4 protein-coding genes are annotated in these 11467 nt (G+C 65.6%); 2 read left to right on the top strand and 2 right to left on the bottom strand.

Going from position 1 to position 11467, the window contains the following annotated elements:
• The first annotated feature begins 42 nt into the window (after positions 1 to 42).
• Positions 43 to 5121, top strand: a complete 5079-nt coding sequence (gene pks13 / locus CH249_RS06785; protein ID WP_094681600.1) for a polyketide synthase Pks13 — start codon at positions 43 to 45, stop codon at positions 5119 to 5121.
• A gap of 3 nt (positions 5122 to 5124) precedes the next feature.
• A complete protein-coding gene (locus CH249_RS06790) occupies positions 5125 to 6669 on the top strand; it encodes an acyl-CoA carboxylase subunit beta (protein ID WP_032396431.1) in 1545 nt (514 codons plus the stop codon).
• 161 nt (positions 6670 to 6830) lie between these two features.
• Here the strand turns inward: CH249_RS06790 and CH249_RS06795 are convergent, their stop codons facing one another.
• Positions 6831 to 7793, bottom strand: a complete 963-nt coding sequence (locus CH249_RS06795) for a hypothetical protein (RefSeq protein ID WP_094681601.1) — start codon at positions 7791 to 7793, stop codon at positions 6831 to 6833.
• Between the two features lie 347 nt (positions 7794 to 8140).
• Positions 8141 to 11458: an arabinosyltransferase domain-containing protein gene (locus CH249_RS06800; protein WP_094646381.1), complete on the bottom strand. Its 3318-nt coding sequence runs from the start codon at positions 11456 to 11458 to the stop codon at positions 8141 to 8143.
• Positions 11459 to 11467 lie beyond the last annotated feature (9 nt).

The raw sequence follows: 11467 nt of genomic DNA on the forward strand, positions 1-11467 counted from the left end.
GGACGCACCCTCCGTTTTTCCTCCGACACGACTTGGTGAGTAATGGCTGAACTAGAGACAGACAAAATCGAGCGCGTGGACGGCGGAGACCTCACGGTTGCGCAGCTGCGGGACTGGCTGCGCAACTGGGTTGCGGACGCGACCGGGCAACCGGCGTCGGCCATCTCCGACGACCGCCCGATGGAGGAATTCGGTCTGTCCTCTCGCGATGCCGTCGCATTGAGCGGCGAGATCGAGGAGCTGGTGGGAGTCACGCTGACCGCCACCGTCGTCTACCAGCACCCCACCATCGCCTCGCTGGCCAAGATCATCATCGAGGGCGAGCCGGACGAGCCTGTCGGCACCGTCGACGACGCGTTCTACACCAGCGGCGGGAATTCCGGCGACGCGCACGACGTCGCGATCGTCGGCCTGTCGTCCCGTTTCCCCGGTACCGGACAGACTCCGGAGGAGATGTGGTCGCTGCTGATCGAGGGCCGCGACGGCATCACCGATCTGCCCGACGGCCGCTGGCAGGAATTCACCTCCGATCCGGTCATCGCCGCCGCGGTGGCCGCAACGGTGACCAAGGGTGGTTACCTCGACGACGTCAAGACCTTCGACGCCGAATTCTTCGCGATGTCGCCCAACGAGGTCGTCAACGTCGACCCGCAGCAGCGGCTCGCACTCGAGCTGACCTGGGAAGCGTTGGAGCACGCGCACATTCCGGCCAGCTCGATCAAGGGCAGCCAGGTCGGCGTCTTCATCGGCAGCTCCTCCAACGACTACCAACTCATCGCCGTCAGCGACCCGGCCGTGCACCCGTATGCCCTCACCGGTACGTCCACCGCCATCGTCGCCAACCGAGTGTCCTACTTCTACGACTTCCGCGGGCCGTCGATCGCCGTCGACACCGCGTGCTCGTCTTCGCTGGTCGCCGTGCACCAGGCGGTGCGCAGTCTGCGTACCGGCGAATCCGATCTCGCCGTTGCCGGTGGCGTCAACATGCTTCTCGCGCCGCCCATCACCGTCGGCTTCGGCCAGACGGGTGTGCTCGCGCCCGACGGCCGAATCAAGGCCTTCTCCTCCGACGCGAACGGCATGATCCGCTCCGAAGGCGGCGGACTCGTCGTGCTCAAGCGACTCGAGGACGCCGAACGCGACGGGGACGACATCCTCGCCGTCATCGCCGGATCCGCGATCAATCAGGACGGCCGCTCCAACGGTCTGCTTGCGCCCAACCCGGACGCACAGGCCGATGCGCTGCGGTTCGCATACCGCGACGCCGGCATCAACCCGTCGGGCGTCGACTACATCGAAGCCCATGGCACCGGAACCATCCTGGGCGACCCGATCGAGGCCGATGCACTCGGTCGCGTCGTCGGTCGCGGCCGCGACGCCGACAAGCCGGCTCTGCTGGGATCGGCCAAGACCAACTTCGGGCACCTCGAATCTGCCGCGGGCGCAGCAGGTTTGATCAAGGTCGTGCTCGCGATGCAGCAGAACAAGCTCCCTGCCTCGCTGAACTACGCGGGCCCCAACCCGTACATCGACTTCGACAAGGCACACCTGAAGGTGATTCCGGAGGCCACCGACTGGCCGCGGTACACCGGCAAGGCCGTCGCGGGTGTGTCCGGTTTCGGCTTCGGTGGCACCAACGCACACGTCGTCGTGCGCGAGTACGTCCCGGGTGAGACCGACGGCGCATTCGACCCCGCGGCCGTGGACCCGGAAGCCGTTCTCGTCGAAGGCCTCACTGACGTCTCCGGTGCCGAGCTGCCGATCGTCGCCGACCCCGAGCCTGAACCTGCCGTCTCGAAGGTCGAGACAACCGATCCGGTAGCCGAGGCCGAGACGATTCTGTCCGATGCTGAAACCGGTTCGGAGACAGTCATTCTCGCTGTGTCCGCGGCCCTTCCGTCGCGCCGCAAGCGAGCCGCCGGAGAGTTGGCCGACTGGCTCGAAACCGAAGAGGGAAGTACGACGCCTCTCGTCGACGTCGGCCGCACGTTGGCCCGCCGCAACCACGGACGTTCGCGCGCAGTGGTTCTGGCATCCACCACCGCCGAGGCCATCGCAGGATTGCGCGCCATCGCCGCAGGAAAGCCCGGACCCGGTGTGTTCTCTGCAGACTCACCGGCCTCCAACGGCGCAGTGTGGGTGTTCTCCGGCTTCGGCTCACAGCACCGCAAGATGGCATCGCGCCTCTACCGCACCAACGCGGTGTTCGCCGCCGAGGTCGACAAGGTGGACGAACTGCTGGTCGACGAGGCCGGCTACTCCATCCGCGAGATCATCCTCGACGACTCGCAGACCTACGAGTTCGAGAACTCCCAGGTGGGCATCTTCGTCATCCAGATCGCCTTGGCCGCAACGCTCCGCGCGCACGGTGCCGAGCCGTCGGCCGTCATCGGACACTCGATGGGTGAGGTCGCGGCCGCATACGTCGCCGGCGGCCTGAACCTCGAAGACGCAGTGCGCATCATCTACGCCCGGTCGCGACTGCTGGCCGAGGGCCAGGACGGACTCGGAGCCGCATCGCAGGGCGCAATGGCTCTTGTCGAGTACACCCCCGACGAGGTCAAGACTCTCACCGATCAGTTCCCCAACGTCGAGCCCTGCGTCTACGCAGCACCGACCCACACCACCGTCGGCGGACCGCGCGCCGAGGTCGAGGCTCTCGTCGAGATGGCCGAGGCCGCAGGCAAGATGGCCCGACTCCTCGACGTCAAGGGTGCAGGACACACCGCAGCCGTCGACGTGCTGCTCGGTGAGCTGGCCGCCGAACTCGCCGGAATCGAACCCGGCAAGCTCACCGCCGGGGTCTACTCTTCGGTCGATCGCGAGGCCCACTATCGCGTCGGGCATGCGGCGATCCACGGCGTCGAGTACTGGACCAAGGGAATGCGTCATCCGGTCTGGTTCACCCAGGCCGTCAATGTCGCTGTGGGAGACGGGCATACGACGTTCGTCGAGCTCGCTCCCAATCCCGTCGCATTGATGTCGGTCGCCGCCACGGCATGGGCTGCAGGCGTCGCCGATTCGACTCTGATTCCGACGCTCAAGCGCAAGGAGGACGAGTCCGAGACCTTCCTCGCCGCTCTGGCGCAGCTGTACGTTCACGGTCATGCACTGGAACTGGCAACGCTGTTCGAATCCGGCCCGTACGCGGACATCCCGCGAACTGCCTACCTGCGCAAGGAGTTCTGGCTGAACTCGCAGGTCAGCTCGAGCGGTAACGCGCGAGTTCCCGGTGCCCGCGTCGCATTGCCGGACGGCCGCCACGTCTGGGAGGTCCAGGCCTCCGCCGTCGCCGATTTCGATGCACTGGTCACTGCTGCCGCGTCGCAGGTGTTCTCCGATGTGGCACTGGGAGTTTCGGTCTCCCACGCCGGCGTGCCGAAGGCGGGTACGGTCGTCACCACGTTGACCTCGCACCTCGGTGGCGCGTCGGTACAGGTGCACGCGCACGAGGGCTCGGCGTTCACCCTGCTGCACGAGGCCGTCGTCACCTCGGGTGACGTTCGACCGGACCCCGTTGTCGCTGTGGAAGAGCGCTCCTCGTCTCCCATGGAGGAATTGCCGGAGGTCGTCGAGACGTTCGGTGATCGCTGGGATCCGAACGGCAACCAGAAGCTCGAGGACCGACTGGCCGTCATCGTCGCGGAGTCCATGGGCTACGCGCCCGAGGATCTGCCGCCCGAGGTTCCGCTGATCGAACTGGGTCTGGATTCGCTCAGCGCCGTGCGCATCAAGAACCGCGTCGAGTACGAATTCGATATCCCCACAGTGCAATTGCAGGCCGTGCGCGACGCCAACCTGCGTGAGGTGGAGAAGTACCTGCGCTACGCGATCGAGAACCGCGACGAGGTGCAGGCACTGGCAGACAAGCAGGCGGCGGAGAAGGCGGCCGAACAGGCTGCTGCGTCGCCTGCCGCCGTCGAGCCTGCCCCCGCTGCCCCCGTTGCCGAGGACGCTGCCCCCGTCGAGAAGGCTGCCCCGGCAGTTGCTGCCGCGGCGCAGACCGATCTCGGCGGCAAGGAAGCATTCGCCGAGGCCGCCGGATCCGACGTGCCTCCGCGCGACAATGCCGAGCGGATGACGTTCGCGACATGGGCTGTGGTGACGAAGGAATCGGCCAAGGGAATCTTCAACACTCTGCCGATCCTCGACGACGAGACGGCGGAGAAGCTGGCCGCTCGTCTGACCGAGCGGGCCGGCGGCGAGATCACCTTCGACGACGTCCTGGACTCCGAGACCATCGAGCAGCTCGCAGACAAGGTTCGTCCGCACCTCGAGGACGGTGAGATCGACGGCGTCGTACGCAATCTGCGTGCCCGGCCCGAAGGCTCCACCGCCACACCGGTGTTCGCGTTCCACTCGGCCGGCAGCTCCACCGTCGCCTACGAGCCGCTGCTGCGGAAGCTGCCTGCCGGCACGCCGATGTACGGCCTCGAGCGCGTCGAAGGCCCCATTGCCGTGCGAGCTGCGGAGTACGTGCCGCTGATCAAGGCGATCCAGCCCGAAGGACCGTACGTGTTCGTCGGTTGGTCGCTCGGCGGCATCCTCGCCTACGAGGTCGCGCGTCAGATGGAGGAAGAGGGCATCGAGGTCGCCTACGTGGGGCTGCTCGACACCGTCATGCCCGGCACGCAGATCCCGGACACCAAGGACGAGGTGCGCAAGCGCTGGGAACGCTACGCGGCGTTCGCGAAGAAGACGTACAACGTCGACTACCCGATTCCCTACGACAAGCTGGTCGACTCCGACGACGAGGGACAGATCCGCATCATCACCGATCTGGTCAAGCTCAGCGGTGCCAAGATCCCCGGCGGGATCATCGAGCATCAGCGCACGTCGTGGCTCGACAATCGGGCCATCCAGACGGCCGAGCTCAAGAAGTACGGCGGTCACGTGACGCTGTACATGGCCGACAAGTACCACGACGACGCGATCGCTCTCGAGCCCGCGTACGCCACCCGCGAAGAGCACGGTGGCTGGGGACCGGTGGTCGAGGACCTGGAGATCGTCTACGTCGGAGGCGATCACCTCGCGGTCGTCGACGAGCCGTACATTGGAAAAATTGCGGCCCATTTGTCGAAGACGCTCGAGAACATCGAGTCTGCAAGAACCGGAGCGTAGATCTTGAGTGGCACCACTGCTGAGAAGCTGGCCGAACTACGGACGAAGCTCGAACAGGCCGAGGAACCGGCCGGCGACATCGGCGTAGCCAAGCGTGCGAAGAAGGGCATTCCCAGTGCCCGCGATCGCGTCAAGTCGTTGCTCGATCCCGGTAGCTTCGTCGAGATCGGCGCACTGGTGAAGGCCCCGAACGACCCGGCCGCTCTCTACAGCGACGGCGTCGTGACCGGCCACGGAACCGTCGACGGTCGTCCGATCGCCGTGTTCTCGCACGATCAGACGGTGTTCGGCGGAACCGTCGGCGAGATGTTCGGCCGCAAGGTCGCCGGAATCATGGACTTCGCCATCAAGATGGGTTGCCCGGTCGTCGGCATCAACGACTCCGGTGGAGCTCGTGTGCAGGACGCGGTCACGTCCCTGGCCTGGTACGCCGAGCTGGGTCGACGCCACGAGGCGCTGTCCGGTCTGTGCCCGCAGATCTCCCTGATCCTCGGCAAGTGTGCCGGTGGTGCCGTGTACGCGCCCATCAACACCGACATCGTGGTCGCCACCGAAGAGGCGTACATGTTCGTCACCGGTCCGGACGTCATCAAGTCCGTCACCGGTGAGGACGTCAGCCTCGACGAGCTGGGCGGTGCCCGCGTCCAGGCTGTCAACGGCAACGTGCACCACGTCGCTGCCGACGAGAAGGCCGCTTTCGAGTGGATCCGGAACTACCTGAGCTACATGCCGTCGAGCTGCCAGGAGGAGTCGCCGGTGATCAACCCGGGGCTCGAGCCGGAGATCACCGAATCCGATCGCAAGCTCGACTCGTTCATGCCCGACGCCGACAACGCCGGTTACGACATGCACGACATCATCCTGCGCATATTCGACGACGGTGAATTCCACGAACTGTCGGGCCAGACGGCACCGAACGTCATCACCGGCTTCGCCCGCGTCGACGGTCGGCCGGTGGGCATCGTCGCCAATCAGCCGATGCACCTGTCCGGGGCGCTCGACGCCAAGGCAGCGGACAAATGTGCCCGCTTCATCCGCCTCAGCGATGCCTACAACATTCCGATCATCTTCCTCGTCGACACACCCGGCTTCCTGCCCGGCGTCGACCAGGAGACTCTCGGCGTCATCCATCGCGGCGGCCGTTTCATCTTCTCCTTCGTCGAGGCGACGGTGCCGAAACTGACCGTGGTGATCCGCAAGTCGTACGGCGGTGGATACGCGGTGATGGGCTCGAAGCAGCTCGGATCCGACATCAACCTCGCCTGGCCGACCGCCCGCATCGCCGTCATGGGTGCCGAAGGTGCCATCAACATCATGAGTCGCAAGCAACTCGCCGAGGCCGGAGAGAACGCACCGGCCCTGCGCAAGCAGCTCATCAACTTCTACAACGAACACGTGGCAACGCCCTGGATCGCCGCCGAACGTGGCTACATCGACGCGGTCATCGAGCCCTCGCAAACCCGCCTCGAAATTCGTAAGGCCCTGCACATCCTGAAAGACAAGGAAGTGCACAAGAGTCCACGTAAGCACTCGCTGCTTCCGATCTAGTCGAACCGAAGTGGGGCGATCCTCGTTTGTCGGGGTCGCTCCGCTCCCGTTCGCGTCAATGGACCACTGCCCCGGTCAGACGTGTGCAATGGTTCATTCACGCACCAGCCGCGGCTGTGTCAATGGACCACTGCACTGCTCAGACGTGTCCGATGGTCCATTCACCCGGCCGATTGGCGTGGAACCATCACGACATCCGGTCGAGGTCTGGCGAGAGCGTGTTGGTAATTCTTTCGTAAGTCGTCGAGCACCTGTGTCGGTCGATCGCGGATGTCTTGTGGTGAATGAGATACGACGATCAGTCCGTGGGCCTGCATTCGGTTGCGTCGAGCTTGTGTCCGCTGGTAGTCGGCCGGTGACAGATGATGGGTCACGGAATCGATTTCACGTGCCAGTGCCACGGCGTCGATCCAGCCGTCGGTCTTGGCGATGAACTCTCCGCTTGGGGCGTAGATGTCGCAGTTGTGTGTCATTGGAGGCAGCCCGCTGCTTCGGTACAGGCGTTGGTCTTCGAGTTCTGCCACCGAGTGCGCGTTGTCCCGCAGCTCGAGAAGTACACGCCGGGTGAGTGCGCTGTAGCGGCGCGGACCTTCGGCCAATTCGGTCGCGATTTCGTCGATGGACACGCCGCCTCGTTGGAGTACCTCGGTCAGCAGGGCAACGCACCCTGTCTCGGATTTCGCGGCCCGCGTGGCGTCGACCAGTGAACGCACCAGAGGAGCAACGCGGATGCTGCCCTTGGTTATGGGCTTCGGAAGCCGCCACGTGCGCTCTGCGCGCACGAAAGACACCGATGCCCGACGCATCTGCGCGGGTAGCAGCAGATGAACCTCCCCGGCGGACCCGTTGGTCCCGTATCCGAACGAATCGAGTCCGACGCAGCCGGTGATCATGCTCGTCGGTCCGCCGTACGCGAGCGCCGCGGCTGAGCGCTCGAGCGTCGACGGATGACCGTTGCGCAGCAGTACGACGCCCGGTAGCAACCGCTGCCACGGCCCGCCGGGCGCGCATCTGCTGTCGATCGCTGCATCACTCACGCCCGCCTCGCGAAGCTGCCGGCGCGTCACAACGCCGGCCGAGCTCAGGTCGAACAATGAATCTGCGTTCCACAATCGTCTCTTCATGCCTGAAGAGTGGAATTCGGATCCGACACGTTCGTCGCCTTCGGCGCTGCCGCGGGCGGTCTGTGGATCAACGACCACTCTGTGGATGAATTGGCCGTTACCACTCTCGAGGTGGACGACGCTGTCGGGCTCGGATGTTAAGGCCGGCCGATGGCGCTACCAACTCCGATGGCCGTCTGCGGGCATGGCCCCTGCCCCACGGAAGGTGAATGGACCATTGACGCGATCAGACGTATGCAATGGTCCATTGACCCACGACGGGCCGAAACGTGAATGGACCCTTGCACGGTCGAGACGTATGCAAGGGTCCATTGACGCGGAGCGGGGCGGAGCGGGGGCGGGCGGAGTCAGTCCTCGAATACTCGCAGTTGTCCGTCTTTGTAGAAGCCCGATCGGGTGACGTCTGCTGTTTCGAGTTCAGCGGGCACGGCGCTCGGGTAGTACTGCTCGTAGCGCTCCAACGAACCCCAGTCTCTGGCCCAGTCGTTTTCGAGGTAGGTGGGGACGGTGACGGGCTTGGCGAGTAGTTCGGACCAGCCCAGGGGGCCGCCGTTCTCGCCGGACTGCCAGGTGTCGGTGGAGCTGACGGCGAGTGGGCGGTCGGGGAGGATGCGATATCCGGGTACCTCGGCGACGCCGTACCGGTGGTCGAAGGGACGTTGGCACGGGAATTGGAGTCCGACGGCCCAGTCGAGCAGCACGGGTTGTTCGCTGCCGATGAGGGTGTTCAGATTTTCCATCACGGGCACTCGCGGCGGAGTGAACGCGAGCCACTGGTCGCCGGTGAGGTTGGGGTCGTTGGCGACGATGCGGACGGCGTCGGCGTCGGGTGCGATGTCCGCCAACGGGATTCGGAGGTTGCGCCACGAGGGTGCGGGTCCGATGTCGCGCGGCAGGTAGGTGCCCTGGGCCTGGACGCTACCGTCGGGCTGGCGCTTGCCGTATTCGAGCAGTAGCGACTGTCCGTAGGTGAGGGCCCCGGTGTCGTCGTAGGACCAGATGCGTCCGGCTGCGGAGAAGACGACCAGGGGTGCGTCGTCGCTGCGGGCGGGTAGTTGGTACCAGCTCGAGGTGGCCGACGCGGGCTCCTGGATGCCTTCTTGGTAGGAGCCGAGGACGGGCGTGGTGGCCGGGTCGAGTCCGAAGGGCAGGGCGGCGGAGGAGCCGTTGACGCCCACTTCGCCGGTGCCTCCTGCGGTACCCGAACTCTGGCCTTCCTCGAAGGCGGGTCCGACGGCCTGTTGGTCGGTATTGCCTTGTCCCGGTTTGACTTCCACGGCGTCCGCGCTGAGGTCGCTGGGAACGCCGTTGGCGGTGAAGTTGCGCAGTGTGCTGCTCGATCCGCCGAGTGGTCCTGCGACGGGGTCGAAGTCCTCGGGTAGCGGGCTCAGCACGCCTGCGTTGGGGTTCGATTCGACGAGGACGTCGTTGGCGAGTCCGCACGAATTACCCAGTACCGATTGCACATTCGATCGTGCCAGCGAGTAGGCGGGGTACTGCGAGACGGCTCCCTTGACGAGCGAGAGTATCTCGAAGAGCACCATGATTCCGGCGATGACGGTCAGCGGTGCGGCAGCGAACTTGCGGATGCGTTTGCCGCGCGCGGATGTCGGTTTCGGTTGTGGGGGAGCGTATCCCTCGCGTAGGTACTGGAATGCGGCGACGGCGAGGACGAGTCCGAAGAGGATGAGGAACAGGGTGCCGGATTCGTTGCCACCGAGCGAGACCGTCTTGTCGAACCAAGGAACGCCGTAGCTCGAGACGTACCAGTAGCCGTTGATGCCCGAGAACGACAGTGCGAGAACGAACATCAGTCCGGCGGTGAACAGCGATCGGTTCCGCCGCGAGCGCAGGGCGCTGGCCGAAACGGCGACGGCCGTCAGCGCGGCCAGGCCACCGGCGATTCCGGCGTAGGAACCGAAGTGGTGAGTCCACTTGGTGGGGTTGAACATCATGAAGAAGATGGTGCCGAGCACGACGCCGAGCAGGCGCCAGGCCGGACCGTTCGCGATGCCGGGGATGCGTCGGCGACGCAGCAGCACGAACAGTGTCGTGAACAGGCACAGGATCATCGTCAGGAATGCGAAGCGGCGTGCGACCGAGCCGTCGACGGTCTGTACGAAGAGGTAGTAGTAGCGCAGGAAGTCCTGATACCACGCCTCGTTGGGGCCGATGATGGTGCGGACTCGGGTCGACTCGATGACCGTGGCGTACGTCTGGTCGGCGAAGACGACGACGAGGACCAGTACACCTGCTGCGGCCAGTGGTGCCAGCATCGCGAGGGTGCCCACCTGCCGGTGGCGTCGGACGACGATGCGCGCGATGGGCCGCGCCCCGGCGAGAAGCGCTGCCACACACATCAATCCGGTCGGCGCGGCGGCGAGGGTGAAGGCACCGATGAGACATGCTGCGGCTGCGGGGAGCAATCGGCCGGTGGCGATGGATCGTTCCACCGAGCACCAGGTGAGCAGTGCTCCGAGGGCGACGATCGGTTCGGGGCGCAGACCGTTGTTGTACGGCAGCCAGAACGCGAGGAACACCAGTCCGCCGGTCCACAGGGCGACGTTGGACTTGCGGACGGCACGGCCGAGGCGTGGCACCACCTCGCGGCTGATCACCATCCAGCACAGGACGCCTGCGATGAGGGCGGGCAGGCGCATCCACGGGCTGGCGGTCGAGATCTTGGCGAAGACGGCGAGTACGTCGTAGTACCAGCCGAACGGGGCCTCGGGGACGCCGAACCAGCGGAAGTAGTTGGCCATGTAGCCGGAGTGATCGGCGGCGCGGGCCATCGTGAGCAGGTAGCCGTCGTCGGAGGTGTTCGCGCCGACGAAGTGCCAACCGACCAGAGCACCGAGGACGGTGACGTCGACGCCGGTGAACTTCCACCAGTGCGACGGGAAGAAGCGGCGGTGCGCGCGACCGTCGGTGCCGTCGAGTCGACCGAGCGCGCCGATCGCCAACAGGGTGCAGGCGATCGCGAGGATCATGATCAGGGACTTCAGGAGCGTCGGCGACGACGAGAACCGCGAGTCGACGTCGACGGTGACGGACATGTCGGCCGGGGCCGCACCGCTGAGATCGCTGAAGATGCCGACGACCTGGGGACGTAGGTCGCCGTCGAGACGGCCTTGGATCGCTTGGCCGTCGTCGTCGGTCAGTCCGGTGAATGCCGCGGAGGTGTACTGGTCGTTCGAGGTGATCTCGATGGTTGCGCAGCGGGTGCTCTCGACGTCGGCGCGAGGTGCCGTCGCGACGACCACGTTGCGGTCGAGAACGTCGACGTTCGATTCGCCGACGCGAACGAACAGACTGTTCAGTGCCGCGCCTTCACCCTGCGGGGGTGCCGTCGCCAGCAGTAGCCCGCCCGACGCGGGGAGTGCTGCGACGGCAGAGCACGGGAGGGTCGCGGTGAGACTCAGGGGTGCCTGGGACACCAGCGGGGCGTCCACGTCCTGCAGGAGCCCGTTCTGAGGCCACGCGATGGTGGCGGTGGTCTGAGTGACGGGTGCGAACGGAGTGATCAGCGCGAACAGCACACCGAGAACGCCGGCCACCATGGCGATCAGCCGGGGAACTCGTACCTGAGCACGAAGTTCGTCCGAGGCTCGCAGTGGAGCGGGAACGGGTGGACCAGCTGATGAATCTGTCACGACGTCGGGCACGAGAGTCGA

The organism is Rhodococcus sp. 05-2255-3B1, assembly GCF_002258545.1.
Classification (GTDB): domain Bacteria; phylum Actinomycetota; class Actinomycetes; order Mycobacteriales; family Mycobacteriaceae; genus Rhodococcoides.

Bases quoted from the DNA above. Each gene is read 5' to 3' on its own strand.
- CH249_RS06795 (WP_094681601.1), bottom strand. From the start codon at position 7,793: ATGAAGAGACGATTGTGGAACGCAGATTCATTGTTCGACCTGAGCTCG.
- pks13 (WP_094681600.1), top strand. From the start codon at position 43: ATGGCTGAACTAGAGACAGACAAAATCGAGCGCGTGGACGGCGGAGAC.